This window comes from Streptomyces paradoxus (assembly GCF_014202475.1).
Classification (GTDB): Bacteria; Actinomycetota; Actinomycetes; order Streptomycetales; family Streptomycetaceae; genus Streptomyces; species Streptomyces paradoxus.
Genome location: NZ_JACHGV010000005.1, coordinates 61,010 through 75,729, shown reverse-complemented (window position 1 = coordinate 75,729; position 14,720 = coordinate 61,010). Strand labels below are relative to the sequence as shown.

The window sequence follows — 14,720 nt, the reverse complement described above, 5'->3', positions numbered from 1 at the left end:
CGACCGTGTCGCCCGCGTCGGCCGTGACCCCGCCGCAGCGCACCCGCTGCGCACCTCCCGGACCTCGGCGAGGTCGCGGATCAGCCCGTCGGCGACGAACGCGGTGATGCCCCGGCGCCGGGCGACGGCGCAGACGTTGCCGCCGGCCAGGGCGCAGTCGAGGTCGCCCGACTCCACGACGACGACCGAGCCGGGCCCCGGTGGATCGCGGCGTGCGGCATCAGGTGGTCGCCGGGAGGGCACCGCACGGTGAAGGCGGGTCCGGCCACCCGGGGCACCGGGCCCCACAGCGGCCGGATTCCGAAGTCCATGACCTGCCCTCGGCCCGGCAAGTCGGCCGGCGTGGTCGTGGGGATGTCCGTGAAAGCGCCGACGTCAGCCATGCCCTGGACCCTGACCGCGTTTCACCGGAACGGCAGCGGCCTGCCTCGCACCACCTCCAGCCGCGACACCGCCCGCGTCAGCACCACGTACAGCCGGTGCAGCCCCCGTTCCTCCGCCTCGGCGATCGCCGCCGGCTCGACGGCCACGACATGGTCGTACTCCAGGCCCTTGACCACGCTCGCCGGCACCAGGGCGACCCGCGCGCCGAGTTCGTCCGGGCCCGCCGCCCCGATGCCGGCCGCGTCCAGTGCCGCCCGCACCCGGGGGACGTCCGCGTCCGCCGCGACGATGCCGACCGAGCCCTCCCGTCCCAGCGCGTCCCGAACGGCCGCCACGACCGCCCCCGGCACGCCGTCCACGGTCGTCTCCCGCATCCGCAACTCCCCGTCCCCGCGCAGCGAACGGGCCGCCGGCACGTCCACGTCGAGCCGCTCCAGCAGCCGGTTGGCGAGCCCGACGACGGCCTGCGGCACCCGGAACCCGGTGGTCAGGGCGACCACGGCCGCGTCCGGTTTCCCCAGGTGCGCGAGGACCGTACGCCAGGACCGGGCCGCCCACGGCGTCGTCCCCTGCGCCAGATCACCCAGCACCGTCAGCGAACCGAAGCGGGCCCGGCGGGCGATGGCCCGGCACTCCATCGGGGACAGGTCCTGCGCCTCGTCGACGACGACGTGCCCGTACCCCTCCGGATGCGCGATCAGCCCGGCGACCTCGTCGAGCAGCACCAGGTCGGCGGCCGACCAGCGGGCCGACTTCCACGACCGGGGCGGCCGGTCCCACAGCAGGGCCCGCTGCTCACGGGCGTCGAGCAGCCCCTCGGCGGCCGCCGCCAGCACCCGCTCGTCGCCGAGCAGTCCGGCCACCACCTCCTCCGGCCGTACCCGCGGCCACACGGCGTCGACGTACGCCGACACCGGCCGCGCCCGCTCGACCCGCCGCACCCAGGCGCTGGGCGGCGGCCCGGCCCGCCGCTCGACCTGTTCGCGCAGACACCGCACGATGCGCGCCCGCACCCACTCCCGCCCGACCTCGTACGGCGGTTCCTCCTCCCGCACCCCGGCCACGATCCGCGCGAGCTCCCCCGCCGGCACCCGCCACCGGTAGGCCCCGTCCGGCAGGACGATCTCCGCGCCGCTCCCCTCGACGCGCACGCGCGCGTACAGCGCCCGCCGCAGCACCTCCGCCATCCGGGCGTCGTGCTTCACCACGGCGGCCCGCTCGTCGTCCACGCCGCGGACCGGGCCGCGCGCGATCTCCTCCCCCAGCGTCGACTGCCGCACCCCGCTCTCGCCGAGGGCGGGCAGCACCTCGGCGATGTACGACAGGAAGGTGCGGTTGGGCCCGAGGATCAGCAGACCGCCGCGCCGGATGCGCTGCGGGTACGTGTAGAGCAGGTACGCGGCCCGGTGCAGCCCGACGGCGGTCTTGCCGGTGCCCGGCGCGCCCTGCACGCACACCGACAGCGCGAGGTCCCCCCGGACGAGGTCGTCCTGCTCGGGCTGGATCGTCGCGGCGATGTCCCGCATGGGCCCGACCCGGGGCCGTTCGATCTCCCGGGCGACGATCTCGCTGTCGCGCGTCTCCCCCTGCTCCAGGTGCTCGTCCTCCAGGCCGGTGAGATCCCCGGAGTCGCCACGGCTCCCGGGCGCCCAGCCGAACCGGCGCCGCACGGCGACGCCCTGCGGGTCCCGGGCCGAGGCCTGGTAGAAGGCCCGCGAGACGGGGGCACGCCAGTCGACGACGAGGGGCGGTTCGGCCGGGTGCTCGGAGATCCGCAGCCGCCCGATGTGCAACTGCCCCTCGCGGCCGCGCAGGGCCCCGAAGAACAGCGGCCCCTCGGGCAGTTCCCGCAGCGCCTTCGCCCGGCTGCGCAGCTGGTACCCGAGGACTTCGGCATCGGCCCCGGAGGCGGACACGTCCTCCCCGATGACGACCTGTTCGCCGGCGCCCTCGACCATCGCGGCGAGGGCGGTCCGGCAGCGCTCGTGGTGGGTGCGTTCCTGATCGAGGACGGACTGGAGGGCAGGCTCGGTCGAGGTCATTCCACCGAGCCTACGGGAAAACGTAACTGAGTTAAATAAATTACCGAGCCTCACCAGAGAGGTGGGGTGGCAGCCCGGCCGCGAGCCACCCGAACGCCCGCTCCGCCGCCGCGACCGCGTCCGGCCGCACGTCCTCAACCCGCTCCCCCGCCGCGATCCGCCGCCAGTTCTCCAGCGCGAGCACCCGCAGCACGGCCATGATCTGCCCGGCCGCGAGCCGCGCGTCCAGATCACCCCCGAGCACCTCGGCGAGCGCGGCCTCCGACCGCTCCTGGTGCGTGTGCGCACGGGCCACCAGGGAGGGCGTCCCGTAGAGCAGGGAGTGGAACGCGAGCACATCGGGATGGTCGCTGAGCCCGGTCACGGGGTCCCCCCGCTCCAGCCCCTCCAGGAAATGCCGTCGCAACGCCTCCACGGCCGCCCCCTCGGCCTCCGCCACCACCCGGGCGGCCTCCCCCTCGTGATCGGCGATCCGGTACAGCACCAGATCCTCCTTGGCCGGGAAGTACCGGAACAGCGTCGGCTTCGAGATCTCGGCCGCCGCCGCCACCTCCGCGACGGACACCGCGTCGAACCCCTTCTCCATGAAGAGCCGCACGGCGATGTCCGACACGGTCTCGTACATCCGCTGCTTCTTGCGCTCACGCAGGCCGGGGTCGCTCATGAGGGGAGCCTACGCAGTAGCGGGGAGCGGCCGGTCGGCTAGGCGAAGGCGCGGGCGAGGTAGGGGTTCGCCGTGGAGCGCGTGGGGAGGCCGAGGGAAGCGGTCGCGGTGGCGAGGGTCACCGCGTAGGAGTCGACGGCTCTCCGGACGTTCGGGGCGTCCAGGCTCGCTCCGGTCACGATGCGGTCCAGGTCGACATAGGCGGAGCGCACGATCTCCAGCCAGCGGTACACCTGCCAGTCCGTACGCCAGTCGTGCGTGTACTCGGCCGGCAGCCGGCTCTCCCAGCGGCGGAACATCCGGTCCCTGATCTCCGGCCGGGTCGGCGTGAGGTGCATGTGCCGGACGAGGTCGTAGAGGGGGTCGCCGACGACGGCCATCTCCCAGTCGATGATGGTCAGCGCCAAGTGGTCGTCGCGGCGTACGAGGTTCCAGGGGTTCAGGTCACCGTGCAGCAAGGCGGGCTTGCGCTCGCTCAACTCGTGCCGGGAGAGGATCAGCCGCAGCCGGTCCGCGTCGGGCAGTCCGAGATGCCGGGCCAGCTGCTGCGACTCCTTCGGCAGGTCCCCCACCAGGGCGATGAGCTGGTCACGCAGCCAGCAGTGGAACCGGCCCTCGCCGGCCGTCGGATCGACCTGCTCGTACCGCACGCGGGTCAGGGCGCACAGCTGGTCCACCAGGCTGTCGGCCTCGTGCGGCAGCAGGCCTTGGACAGGGTGGCTGGGGAACCGGCCGACGTCCCGTGGCCCGACGTAGGTGTGGAAGGCGATGGTGTCGCTCTGCAACGTCTCGCCCAGGGCGAGCACCCTCGGCGCCGCCACATCGGTGGCGGACTCCTCGATCGCCCGCAGCACGGCGTGTTCGCTGAGGAAACCACGCTCCCGGCGGCACACGTCGGGCAGCTTCCGCCGGACGACCACGGGTGAGTCGACACCCGGCACCGTCACCACCGTGTTCAGGTGGGCGGTCCCCTTGAACACCCGGTCAGCGGGGGCGGCCCCCTCCGCCAGCAGGGCCTCCCGCACCGCGGCGGGCGGGAAGTCGGGGCGCTCCGGAACACGCCGGTCAGGCCGCCACTCGAACGCCTTCGCGATCCAGGCCCGGCCGCTGATGTCCCCGTTCATGCGGGACACCAGCCACCGGAACAGAGCCCGCCTGATCTCGCCCTCGCGGGGCACCTTCGTGAGGCGCAGCGGTTCCGCCGCCGCCTCCAGGGCCCGCCGCACCTCGGCCGTCGCCTCGTCCAGGCTCGTCTGCGTGAACGATTCCTCCAACGACCGGGCAGCCCGCATTACGTCCGGGAAGACGGACTGGGCCCGCTCGAAAGCCAGGTAGTGCCGCAGATCCCTGGCAAGGCCGTTGACGGCGGCCGGACGGATCTCCTGCATGGCCCCGGCCCACGCGTCGACCACCTCGGCCCACTGGTCGGCCGGGTACCGCATACGGACGAGGTGCGTCGCGAGGTCGTGCAGCGGGTCACCGTAGGTCGCGAGTTCCCAGTCGACACAGATGAGCGGCGGGTCACCCGCGTACGACACGATCACGTTGTCGCGGTGCAGGTCGGCGTGGAGCAGGCTGTACGGCCGACGGGCCATCGCGGGGACCCGCCCGGCCAGCTCGGCGAGCGTGTTCTCCGGAATGCCGAGCGCCGCGAACAGCCCGCCGAAGGAGCCCCGGTTGGGCCGTCTGATCTGCCGGTCGGCCAGGTGGACCAGCGTCTGGAGGAAGCCCTGGCTGTCCATGTCGTTGCAGGGCCAGACGGTCGGGAGGGCCGGCAGCGCGCCCCGCCGTACATGCGCCATCTGGGCGAGCAGACCCGCCAGGGCCTGGATGAGCAGGGTGTCGACGGGCTTGCCGTTGCCGCAGACGCTGGAGAGCGGAACGCCTTCCACGAAGCTGTGGATGGCGAAGCCGTCCTGCTTGACCAGGCATTCCGGCGCGTGCGGCAGGGCCCCCCGGACGGCGTCGAGGATCTCCGCCTCGTTCTGCCACGTCCGGATGACGACAGGCAGTGCGTCCGGACGCCGGATCCGGACGGTCACCGAGGTCCCCGCTTCGCGCCCGACCAGGCGGGCCATGCCCTCCGTGAGGGGGAGGACGTAGTTCCTGTTGTGGTGGCCGCTTGTCGCCTGCCCCACCTCGGCGGCCAGTTTCACGAAGGCCCGGCAGGTGGCGTCGTGCGAGGCGCGCTCCCCGAGAAGAGGACGGGGAAGAGGGGGTGCGCCCACTGGCCGCTCCGGGAGTACGAGAAGGGGGGACGGTACGGCAAACCGTAGGTTCGCGGCCGGTGCCGCGCATGGCGGAGTGAGCCAATACGGGTGGTTTGCCACTCATCTGCATGAGGTGGCGCGAACTTGTTCGATGGCGGGCCGGTTAGCCCTTTCACATACGAACGAGGACGCGCTTTTGACTCAATCGGTGCACGGTGCGGGAATGCTACACCCAGCCGCCCCTTGTCCCTCTCTCTCCTCCCCAGCGCCCCTTTCGCTACTCGGGGCGCTCGGACAACAGGTTCCAGACGGAGCCGTACCACCTGCGCATGGTGTCCACGAAGACGGTCCCGGCCGAGTCCGGGTCGTCGTCCTCCACGTGGTGCGTCAGCGTGGCGCCGAGGCCCAGGACGTCGAGTGCCCGCACCTGCTCCCCGTTGTCCAGAACCAGCTCCCGCTCGACGACCTGGTACAGGCCGTGCAATACCTGACCCCCGTTGATCACGTACAGCTTGAAGGTCGGCGTCAGGGGTGTGTGCCGGATCTGGAGCTCCACGGACGGGACCAGCTTCGCCGCCTCCAGGTCCCTCAGCACGTGGTTCAGGGACTCGGTGCTCCGCCTGGTGATGGTGCGGAAGCGGTCTCTCAGGCGGGGAGCGTCCCTGTCGTCGAGAGCGCGCGGGTAGGGCAGCTCCAGCGACTCCGAGGGCAGGAGCATGCGCAGGGTGATGCGCTCGGGCGCGATGATGCCGGAGCGGATCCGTTCGGCCTGCAGCCGGATGTGGACGTCCAGCGACTCGGACGTCAACGTATAGACGTCCAGGGCGACTTCCGGTTGCTCGAACGCCGCACTGATGAGAGGGCCGAGCGTGATCACGCGGTCGGGCCGTTGACTGCTCGTCGGCGAGTGGATCCGCTGGGACTTGATCACCTTGGACCCGCTCCCCTGACGGGACTCGATCCAGCCCTCGCTCTTCAGCTCCCTGAGGACCCGCTGCACGGTGTCACGGGAGACGCTGAACTCGTCGGCCAGCTCGCGCTGTGGCGGCAGGAGGGAGTTCAGCGGGTAGCGGCCGCTGGCCATGCGCTCCCGCAGCTCTCCCGCGACGCGCCTGAATGATCTGCCGCCGCCCTCGCCGGTGTGCCCCTCACTCACACCGCGACCGTACCTCTTCACTCCTGCAGTCAAACCGGCTTCAGTCAACTCAGGAAGGCAACTTGCCTGCCGGTTAAGGGATCAGCAGCCCAGGGCAGAACCACTCTGCGACAACCAGTCCAATTGGACTGCAAGTTGATCGCTTCACGGGAAGTGGTAGCTGGGGGCGCCATGAAACTCGTACAACTACTGTCCGCACTCTTCGGCCTGATCTCCGAGCGCATGATCGAGACCCGCTACGGCACGTCCGGCATGCTCTGCCTGTTCCTCCTCGGGGTCGGCCTCCGAACCCGCAATCCAACCTGCCTGACCATAGCCGCCGTCCTCATGGGCCTGTTACTCGCCCGGTACTAGCAGCGCGCCTACGTACGCAGCAGCCTCAGCAGCGGTTCCAGGGACTCCAGCACCACATCGGCCCCGGCCGCCCTCAGGAGTTTGGCCTTCTTCCCGTTGCGCGCGTAGCCCAGGAACGGCACCCCGGCCCGCTCCGCCGCCTCGAGGTCGGAGGGCGTGTCGCCGATCATCAGGGCATCGCCCGACGCCACCCCCATCGCGTTCAGCGCCCGATTCAGGCAGTGCGGATCCGGCTTCAGGTGGCGCAGTTCCTGGGTGCGGCCATAGATGTGAGGGGCGAAGCAGTCGACGAGGCCGCGGCTCGCGAGATACTTGCGGACCACCCGAGGCGAGTTGTTGGTGGTGACGGCCAGCCGGGCACCCACCGCGGCCCAGGTGCGTACCAGCGGATCCGCGTACGGCGTCGGCCAGGCCGACGACGCGGCCCGCAGCTCCTCCTGGGTGAGGCGTTCCTCCAGCTCGGCGACGAGGTCGCTGCCGGGGTGCCGGCGGTCCACGGCGCGCAGGACGACATGCGGGTCGAGGGACTCCCGCTCGGTGTCGGTCAGCAGGCCGTGCAGGCCCCGGCTCTCGAGCCAGGAGACCAGGTCGGTCGCCACCTGCTCCGCCGAGTGCCCGGCGAACAGGCGGCAGATGGGCCCGTCGAAGTCCCAGAGCACGATGCGCGCGCGTCTGGTCAGATCGCGGAGTCCGTACGGATCGTTCTCGGTCTCGATTGTCACCGCACCAGTCTGCGTCGCATCAGAAGTCACTAGGAGAGTGTCAGGTCCGTCGTGATGGTTTCCCAGAGGGCGTTGAACCACTTCTGCGATTCCTCGACGAAAGCCGCGTCCCGCCGCCCCGCCCGCTTCACGAAGGAGAAGAGGAGGGACTGGGAGCCGAGGACGTCGTACATGTCCAGGGTCTGGCTGCCCCACTCCTCCGCCCGCCTGGTCAGCATGTAGTAGCCGATCAGGGCCTCCTCCTCGTTGAGGAGGTACAGCTTCACCGGCGGGGTGAAGGGCAGCGCCCGGAACGTGACGTGCACGTCGATGCCGTGCGTCGAGCGCAGCGCGCGCAGGTTGTGCTGGAGGACCTGCCCCTGGGCGTTGCGCATGGACAGCCAGCGCTGGTGGACCGGGTTGTCGTCGCCGTGGGCCTCGACCGGGACGGGGAAGGCCAGCTCGATGTCCCGGGAGGGGACCAGGATGCGGACGTCGATGGCCTCGGGGTGGATGCGGCCCTCGTGGATCAGGCGCAGCGGCTCGCCGATGGCGACCATCAGCGTCTCCGCGGTGTGACAGACGACGTCGACGCGGACGCGCGGGGCCGAGAACGCCTCCGTCAGGCGCGGCGCCAGACCCACCATCGTCGGCTGGGGCTCGCCCCGGGCCGGGGCGGGGGCGGCGATCCGTGGCGGGCTGCCCTTGCTGACGTTGGTGAGGAGGCCGTCCTCCTGGAGGATGCGCAGGGCCTGGCGGACGGCGCCGCGCTCCACGCCGAACTCCTCGGCGAGTCCGGCCTGGGTGGGCAGGCGGTCCCCGGGCTTGAGATCACCGGCACGGATGCGTTCCCGCAGGATGTCGGCGATCTCCTGGGGCGATGACCTTCTGCTGCCGTTCACTGCCACGTTCTCCGCCACGCTCTCCTGGGTCACGACCAAACGCTACAACTCTGATCCATCTGGCGGCAGTTGTTTGGAAGTTGTTTATAACTAGGGGCCAAGTGGGGACAACTTAATCAGAGTTGGTTGCCAACTTCTCGGAGTTGGCGGAAGTTTTGCTTCCGGACTGCCGAAGGGGGAACACCGATGCCAGCCCTCGCTCTCCTCTCCGCCGCCTTCGTCGTCGCCTTCGAACAGCTCGTCCAGTGGAAGTACGGTCCGGCCGGCATCGTCGGCCTGATCCTTCTCACCGTAGGCGTCAAGGCCAAGAGCCCGGCCGTCAGCTCCGCGGGAGCGGTCGTGCTCGCGCTGCTGATGACGGGGCCCGCCCGATGAGTCACCGCGCCACCCCGGAACGACCCGTGGGAGACGTCAGGTCGTGAGCACCAGCTCCGAACTGATCGTCTCCCACAGTGCGTTGAACCACAGGTGCGACTGCTCCACGAACGTCGTGTCGCGCAGCCCGGCGCCCTGCCGGAAGGCGAACAGCATGGACTGGGTGCCCTGGGCGTCGTACAGCGCCGGCTGCTCGTGATCGGCCTCGGCCTCCCGGCGCGTCAGCGTGTAGTACGCGAACAGCGCCTCCGTACCGTTGAGCAGGTACAGCTTCACCGGCGGGGTGAAGGGCAGCGCCCGGAACGTGACCCGCACATCGATGCCGTGCGTCGAGCGCAGGGCCAGCAGGTTGTGCTGGAGGACCTGCCCCTGGGCATTGCGCATCGTCAGCCACCGCTCGTGCACCCAGTCGTCTCCGCTCCCCTCGACCGGCACCGGGAAGGCCAGGTCGATGTCCCGGCTCGGCAGCAGCACCCGCACGTCGACCTTGGCCGGTTTCAGCCGTCCGGCGTGGATCTGCCGCAGCGGTTCCCCGATGGCGAGCGTGAGCGAGATGGACGTCAGGCACACCGCGTCGATCTCGACGTGCTCCGCCGCGAACGCCGTCGCTATCCGGGGCGCGAGGGCCACCGTGGTGGGCAGCGGCGGGGCCTGCGGGCCGGTCAGGGCGCCGACGGGGTCGGCGGCGACGGTCGCCGGGCTGCCCTTGGACACGTTGGTGAGCAGCCGCTCGGACTGCAGGACGCGCAGCGCCTGCCGTACCGCACCGCGCTCGACACCGAACTCGTGGGCCAGCTGGGCCTGGGTGGGCATGCGCTCACCCGGCCGCAGTGCCCCCGACCTGATCCGGGCACGCAGCTCATCGGCCACCTCGCGATGTGTTCTCTGTGGCCGCTGCGACCTCTTCCGTCCATTGACGGAGTCGTGTTCCGGGTCCACACCTGAACAGTACAACTTCCCGCCATCTTTAGGCAGTTCAGGGAAAGGTGGTTATGAGCCGCTTCCAAGCGGAGATAAGAACAGTGAAGTTGGTAACCAACTTGGGGAACATGGTCAGACCTTCAGAGGGTTGGCCACCCGCTCAGGGACTCCCTTCCGGAGGGGAGCCGGGAGTCCCGCCCGGCCGGCACGGCCGCACGACACCCACAACTGAACAGCTCGCTACGGATGCGGGCCCAGCATCACCGGCAGGAGGGAGCGGCTCAGAACATGTCCGGGCACCAAGGCCGCCTGGACGTACGCAGCAGGGCGTCGGCCTTCCGGGCGGCGCCCGCTCGTTCTTCGCGCACTCGCCCCAGCGCCGCCAGCCGCACCGCGGACTCGTCCCCGAGCCACAGCGCGGCCAACTCGCCCAGTCCCAGTTCCAGTTCCGCGCTCTCGGTGGTCGCCGTGCAGGACGCCCCCTCGGGTGAGGCCTCCAGCCGGTAGCGCCCGCCGGTCAGCCCGTCCACCCCGGCTGTCTCCAGCACCAGCGTCCCCTGCCCCTCGTACGTGCGCGCCTCCAGGGCCCGTACGACGTCCAGGATCCGGACCCACAGCCAGTCCGCCTGCGAGGTGATCCCCGCCGCCCTCGGGTCGCGCAGGAAGTGCGGGAGCAGGTCGTCGGGCGCCCGCCAGCCGCTCTTCACCTTCACGACCCAGTCGATGGAGCACAGGTACTCCCACAGCGCGCGTTCCGCGGCCGGTGTCACGCCGAGCAGCCACCGCACGCTCGCCGTGTTCAACGGCTGCTTGGCGTCACCCCAGTTGTCGTCCACGTCGTACGCGGCCATGCCCTCGACCTCGCCGGACGCCGAGCGGTACACCGCGTAGAACGGGTCCTTCCAGGACGGGTCGATCCGTACGGCGCCGGTGTTCCACTTCCACCACAGCTCGTCGCGGTCGATGGCGCCGGGCTGGCGGCGGCACAGCCGCGCGTGCAGGTCGGGGCCGAGCTTGCGCACGTCCTCGCCCTCCACCAGGTCGATCCGCCCGCCGTCCGCCGGGCCCGCCCAGCGGGCGTCGAGGCCGGCGCGCGGCACGTCGATCGTCCACTCCGCCATCCAGGTCGCCGGCCCGAAGCCGTAGCGGCCGTAGATCGGGTACTCGGCGGCGATCAGCGTCGCGACGACGTCCCCGCGCTCCCTGGCGGCCGCCAGGTCCCGCGCCATCATCCGGCTGAGCAGTCCGCGGCGGCGGTGGGTGGCGGTGACGGTGACGCCCGAGATCGCGTCCGCCGGGACGCCCGCCCCGCCGACGGCCGTGAGCTCCTGGTCGAACGACCGGAAGGTCGCCACACACCTGCCGTGGTCGAAGGCTCCGAGGTAGCGGCCCTCGACGAACCTCTCGCGCCGGCCCTCGATCTCCTCCTCGGTGAGCGCGGGCACCCGCAGGAAGCCGGTGTTCACGGCACGCAGCCAGTCGGGGAACTCGGACGCGGTGATCGGGCGTACGTCGATGTCGTCGGCGCGGGACACGGAGGTCATGAACTCACGCTAGGCGGAGGGCCGGTCGGTGTCGCGTGAATAACCGACCGGCCCTCCCCCGGGCCCCGTGACGGCTCACACCAGCAGGTCGTCGACCTGCGCCTCCCCCTCGCGGTACCGGCGCGTGATCTCCGCGCTGCACTCGTCGGCCGTGCGCTGGAGCCGCTGCCGGCGCCGGGAGACCTGCTGCTCATGGCGTTCGAGACGTCCCATGGCCGTGTTCAGCTCCTGGTCCGTGCGCGCGTCCAGGTCGGACAGCTCGACCTCGGCGAGCATCTCAGCGGCCAGCCGCCGGTACTCCTCGCCCTGCGGGGTGCCCAGGGTCAGATGGCGGGCCGAGGAGCGGTGCCGGGCCGGGGCGTCCCGCAGGATCTCCGCCAGCCGCTCCACCACCGACCCCTCCTCGGGTGCGGCGGCGGAGGCCACGCCCGCCGGCGAACGCCGGGAGATCTCCGCGCGCAGGATGTCGATCCGCCCCTGGAGCAGCCGCCGCAGATAGCTGAGGTCGGCTTCGTCGCGCTGGGCCTCGCGGCGAAGCGTGCGCAGGTCGGGCAGGCTCAGCGCGGGCAAATCCGGTCCGGAGGTGTCCGAGGGCAGCCGCGGGCTGTCCGTGCGCTGTGTGGGCGGCCGGTGGTATTCCGACGCGCCGATCCCCGTGTACGTCGACCGGAAAGCCGCCTGCTGCTGTCCGGTGCTTGGTGTGCTCATGTGCCTCAACCGTCCCCTCGACCGGTGTGTGCAAGCATCGTGCCACCCCAAGTGGCCGCTATGGGAATGAGTGCCCCCGATAGACCCCAGATGGGCGGTATAGCAGCAAAATACGGCCGTGCAGGGGCTGTTGGCGCCCGCGCAAACCACCCTTTCGGGCCATGCGGCGTCCGCCCGCGGCGCCGATGTCACCGCCCTGCATGATGGACGTATGCGAGCAGTGGTGCAGAGGGTGGACGGCGCGAGCGTCGTCGTGGACGGCGAGACGGTGGGAGCGATCGAGGGCGAGGGGTTGTGCGTCCTCGTCGGCGTCACCCACGAGGACACCAAGGAGAAGGCGGCCCAGCTGGCCCGCAAGCTCTGGTCGATCCGCATGCTGCACGACGAGAAGTCGTGCAGCGACATCGACGCCCCGCTGCTGGTGATCAGCCAGTTCACCCTCTACGGAGACGCCCGCAAGGGCCGCCGCCCCACCTGGAACGCCGCCGCCCCCGGCGACGTGGCCGAACCCCTCGTCGACGAGGTGGTGGCCCAGCTGCGTTCTCTGGGCGCGACCGTGGCCACGGGCCGTTTCGGAGCGGCGATGAGGGTATCGCTGACGAACGACGGCCCGTTCACGGTGCAGATCGAAATCTGACCCGAAAGATCTACAAGTCCTACGGCTCGACGACGACTTCCTGGGCCGCGGCCGTGTCACCGGCCACCAGCCGGGCGTCCACGGCGACGTTCCGCTTCACCAGGGCGAGGGCGACCGGCCCGAGCTCGTGATGCCGGGCGGAGGTCGTGATGAAGCCGATCTTCCGGCCGTCGGGGCCGTCGTCGGCCAGCCGGATCTCGGTGCCCGCCGCCGGCAGGTGGACCTCGCTGCCGTCCAGGTGCAGGAAGACCAGCCGGCGCGGCGGCTTGCCCAGGTTCTGCACCCGGGCGACCGTCTCCTGCCCCCGGTAGCAGCCCTTCTGCAGGTGCACCGCCGACCCGATCCAGCCCAGCTCGTGCGGGATGGTGCGGTGGTCGGTCTCGAAGCCGAGCCGGGGCCGGTGCTGCTCCACGCGCAGCGCCTCGTGGGCGAGGATCCCGGCGGGCGGCCCGGCCTGCGCCGCGTAGGCCTCCAGGTCCGCGCGCGGCAGGAACAGGTCCCGCCCGTGCGGCGTCTCCCGTACGACGACGCCCTCGGGGACCTCGGCGATGGAGCCTGCCGGGAGGTGCACGACCGCGGTGTCCGCCGTGCGGTCGGCGACCTCGACCTTGTAGAAGAACTTCATCGACTCCAGGTACGCGATCAGCGCCTCCTGGGTGCCCGGCTCCACATGGGCCCAGACCGTCCCGCCGTCGTCGACGAGGTACAGCGCGTGTTCGATGTGGCCGTTCGCGGAGAGGATCAGGGCCTCGGTGGCCCGGCCCGCCGGGAGGTCGCTGACGTGCTGGGTGAGCAGCAGGTGCAGCCAGGCCAGCCGGTCCTCGCCGGTGACGGCGACGACCCCCCGGTGCGAGAGGTCCACGAATCCGGTGCCGTCGGCGAGGGCACGCTGTTCACGGAACAGATCGCCGTAGTGGGCGGCGACGCCTTCGTCCACGCCCTCGGCGGGGACGGCGCCGGGCAGGGTCAGCAGGGGGCTCTTCATATACGTAAGCCTACGACTCGGTAGTTGAAGCCTTGAGCGTGCAGTCCTCGCACCGGCCGAAGATCGCGAAGTGCTTCAGGTCGGTGTCGAAACCGAAGGTCTCCCGCAGCTTGGCCGTGAACTCCGCGGCCACGGAGACGTCCGCCTCGATCACGTTCTGGCAGTCACGGCACACCAGATGGATGTGGTGGTGCCGGTCCGCGAGGTGGTACGTCGGCGCCCCGTGCCCCAGATGCGCGTGACTGACCAGACCGAGCTCCTCCAGGAGCTCCAGCGTCCGGTACACCGTCGAAATGTTGACCCCCGACGCCGTCTTCCTCACTTCCACGAGGATGTCGTCGGGGGTCGCGTGCTCAAGGGTGTCCACGGCTTCGAGCACGAGTTGCCGCTGCGGGGTCAGCCGGTAACCGCGCTGCCGCAGATCGCTCTTCCAGTCGGTGCTCACCACACCGGCCAGTCTAGGACTACTTGAAGAAAGCGATCCCGTCGTCCGGCATGTCGTCGGGCAGGGCCTTGGCCCAGCGCTCGACCTCCTCCGGCGTGACGACCTTCTTGAGGTGGGCGGACATGTACGGGCGCAGCTCGACCTCGGGGGTCTGCTTCTCGCCGACCCACATCAGGTCGCTCTTGACGTAGCCGTACAGGCGCTTGCCGCCGGTGTAGGGCTGGGAGGCGGCCGTGCGGGCCACCGCGTCCGTCACGAGGTCGATCTGCGGCTTCTTGTCGGCCAGCTCGCCGTACCAGATCTCGATGACGCCGTCGTCGCGGGTCATCGTCACCTCGACCTTGCGGCCGGCGTCGATCCGCCAGTAGCCGTGCTCGGACTCCAGGGGACGGACCTTGTTGCCGTCCTTGTCCAGCACCCAGCTGTGGGACTGGTACTCCAGGAAGTCCCGGCCGTCGTGGGTGAAGGAGACCTCCTGCCCGAAGTTGCACTTCTCGGAGCCGGGGAAGTCGTGCACGCCGGCGCCCGCCCAGTTGCCGAGCAGGAAGGCGAGCGGGACGAGGTCCTTGTGGAGGTCGGACGGGATCTCGATCATGAGAACTTCCTAGACGTGGGTCAGCGCTGGCCCTGGTACAGCTTCTTCACGGTCAGTCCGGCGAAGGCGAGGACGCCGACGGCGACCAGGACCAACA

15 protein-coding genes and 1 pseudogene are annotated in these 14,720 nt (G+C 70.8%); 3 read left to right on the top strand and 13 right to left on the bottom strand.

The genetic code is table 11. The annotated features are described in order from the left end of the window. Positions 1-3: 3 nt before the first annotated feature. The 5 genes and pseudogenes from HNR57_RS39575 to HNR57_RS17890 form a co-directional block, all read right to left on the bottom strand. Positions 4-383 (bottom strand): annotated as a pseudogene (locus HNR57_RS39575) (RraA family protein); the annotation flags it as partial. A 21-nt stretch (positions 384-404) separates the two neighbouring features. After that, positions 405-2,426, bottom strand: coding sequence for a HelD family protein (locus HNR57_RS17905; protein ID WP_184561016.1), 2,022 nt, complete (start codon positions 2,424-2,426; stop codon positions 405-407). Between the two features lie 40 nt (positions 2,427-2,466). Next, positions 2,467-3,090, bottom strand: coding sequence for a TetR family transcriptional regulator (locus HNR57_RS17900; protein WP_184561015.1), 624 nt, complete (start codon positions 3,088-3,090; stop codon positions 2,467-2,469). A gap of 38 nt (positions 3,091-3,128) precedes the next feature. Further along, on the bottom strand, positions 3,129-5,318 hold the full coding sequence (locus HNR57_RS17895) for an aminoglycoside phosphotransferase family protein (protein WP_184561014.1): 2,190 nt from the start codon (positions 5,316-5,318) through the stop codon (positions 3,129-3,131). Positions 5,319-5,577: 259 nt separating this feature from the next. Then, on the bottom strand, positions 5,578-6,456 hold the full coding sequence (locus tag HNR57_RS17890) for a winged helix-turn-helix domain-containing protein (RefSeq protein ID WP_184561013.1): 879 nt from the start codon (positions 6,454-6,456) through the stop codon (positions 5,578-5,580). Positions 6,457-6,627: 171 nt separating this feature from the next. Here HNR57_RS17890 and HNR57_RS17885 point away from each other — a divergent pair, with 171 nt between their 5' ends. Next, positions 6,628-6,810 (top strand): hypothetical protein, encoded by a 183-nt coding sequence (locus HNR57_RS17885; protein WP_184561012.1) that lies wholly within the window; start codon positions 6,628-6,630, stop codon positions 6,808-6,810. A gap of 8 nt (positions 6,811-6,818) precedes the next feature. Here the strand turns inward: HNR57_RS17885 and HNR57_RS17880 are convergent, their stop codons facing one another. Beyond that, positions 6,819-7,532: an HAD family hydrolase gene (locus HNR57_RS17880; RefSeq protein WP_313674008.1), complete on the bottom strand. Its 714-nt coding sequence runs from the start codon at positions 7,530-7,532 to the stop codon at positions 6,819-6,821. Between the two features lie 29 nt (positions 7,533-7,561). Then, positions 7,562-8,452, bottom strand: a complete 891-nt coding sequence (locus HNR57_RS17875; RefSeq protein ID WP_221342674.1) for a winged helix-turn-helix domain-containing protein — start codon at positions 8,450-8,452, stop codon at positions 7,562-7,564. Between the two features lie 147 nt (positions 8,453-8,599). Here HNR57_RS17875 and HNR57_RS17870 point away from each other — a divergent pair, with 147 nt between their 5' ends. After that, entirely contained in the window at positions 8,600-8,788 is a 189-nt protein-coding gene (locus HNR57_RS17870; protein WP_031143363.1) for a hypothetical protein, read from the top strand. Positions 8,789-8,824: 36 nt separating this feature from the next. Here HNR57_RS17870 and HNR57_RS17865 read toward each other — a convergent pair whose 3' ends face one another. From HNR57_RS17865 to HNR57_RS17855, 3 genes are all read right to left on the bottom strand, one after another. Next, positions 8,825-9,742, bottom strand: coding sequence for a FadR/GntR family transcriptional regulator (locus HNR57_RS17865; protein WP_184561010.1), 918 nt, complete (start codon positions 9,740-9,742; stop codon positions 8,825-8,827). A 248-nt stretch (positions 9,743-9,990) separates the two neighbouring features. Next, on the bottom strand, positions 9,991-11,253 hold the full coding sequence (locus HNR57_RS17860) for a GNAT family N-acetyltransferase (RefSeq protein WP_184561009.1): 1,263 nt from the start codon (positions 11,251-11,253) through the stop codon (positions 9,991-9,993). Between the two features lie 75 nt (positions 11,254-11,328). Further along, the gene (locus HNR57_RS17855; RefSeq protein WP_184561008.1) at positions 11,329-11,961 is read right to left on the bottom strand and encodes an RsiG family protein; all 633 of its coding nucleotides are present in this window, start codon (positions 11,959-11,961) and stop codon (positions 11,329-11,331) included. Positions 11,962-12,172: 211 nt separating this feature from the next. Here HNR57_RS17855 and dtd point away from each other — a divergent pair, with 211 nt between their 5' ends. Then, positions 12,173-12,598 (top strand): D-aminoacyl-tRNA deacylase, encoded by a 426-nt coding sequence (dtd, locus tag HNR57_RS17850; protein ID WP_030242984.1) that lies wholly within the window; start codon positions 12,173-12,175, stop codon positions 12,596-12,598. 19 nt (positions 12,599-12,617) lie between these two features. On the opposite strand, the gene ygfZ is transcribed toward dtd, so the two are convergent. The 3 genes from ygfZ to HNR57_RS17835 are packed head-to-tail and all read right to left on the bottom strand — an operon-like array spanning position 12,618 to position 14,623. Then, positions 12,618-13,583 carry a CAF17-like 4Fe-4S cluster assembly/insertion protein YgfZ gene (gene ygfZ / locus HNR57_RS17845; RefSeq protein ID WP_184561007.1) on the bottom strand — a complete coding sequence of 322 codons (966 nt, stop codon included), beginning with the start codon at positions 13,581-13,583 and terminating at the stop codon, positions 12,618-12,620. A 10-nt stretch (positions 13,584-13,593) separates the two neighbouring features. Then, positions 13,594-14,031 (bottom strand): Fur family transcriptional regulator, encoded by a 438-nt coding sequence (locus HNR57_RS17840; RefSeq protein WP_030849015.1) that lies wholly within the window; start codon positions 14,029-14,031, stop codon positions 13,594-13,596. Between the two features lie 16 nt (positions 14,032-14,047). Next, entirely contained in the window at positions 14,048-14,623 is a 576-nt protein-coding gene (locus tag HNR57_RS17835; RefSeq protein WP_184561006.1) for a heme-binding beta-barrel domain-containing protein, read from the bottom strand. Positions 14,624-14,720 lie beyond the last annotated feature (97 nt).

Excerpts from the sequence above, each read along its gene's own strand:
- HNR57_RS17905 (WP_184561016.1), bottom strand. The coding sequence starts at position 2,426 with ATGACCTCGACCGAGCCTGCCCTCCAGTCCGTCCTCGATCAGGAACGC.
- HNR57_RS17900 (WP_184561015.1), bottom strand. The coding sequence starts at position 3,090 with ATGAGCGACCCCGGCCTGCGTGAGCGCAAGAAGCAGCGGATGTACGAG.
- HNR57_RS17885 (WP_184561012.1), top strand. The coding sequence starts at position 6,628 with ATGAAACTCGTACAACTACTGTCCGCACTCTTCGGCCTGATCTCCGAG.
- HNR57_RS17870 (WP_031143363.1), top strand. The coding sequence starts at position 8,600 with ATGCCAGCCCTCGCTCTCCTCTCCGCCGCCTTCGTCGTCGCCTTCGAA.
- HNR57_RS17860 (WP_184561009.1), bottom strand. The coding sequence starts at position 11,253 with ATGACCTCCGTGTCCCGCGCCGACGACATCGACGTACGCCCGATCACC.
- HNR57_RS17855 (WP_184561008.1), bottom strand. The coding sequence starts at position 11,961 with ATGAGCACACCAAGCACCGGACAGCAGCAGGCGGCTTTCCGGTCGACG.
- dtd (WP_030242984.1), top strand. The coding sequence starts at position 12,173 with ATGCGAGCAGTGGTGCAGAGGGTGGACGGCGCGAGCGTCGTCGTGGAC.
- ygfZ (WP_184561007.1), bottom strand. The coding sequence starts at position 13,583 with ATGAAGAGCCCCCTGCTGACCCTGCCCGGCGCCGTCCCCGCCGAGGGC.
- HNR57_RS17835 (WP_184561006.1), bottom strand. The coding sequence starts at position 14,623 with ATGATCGAGATCCCGTCCGACCTCCACAAGGACCTCGTCCCGCTCGCC.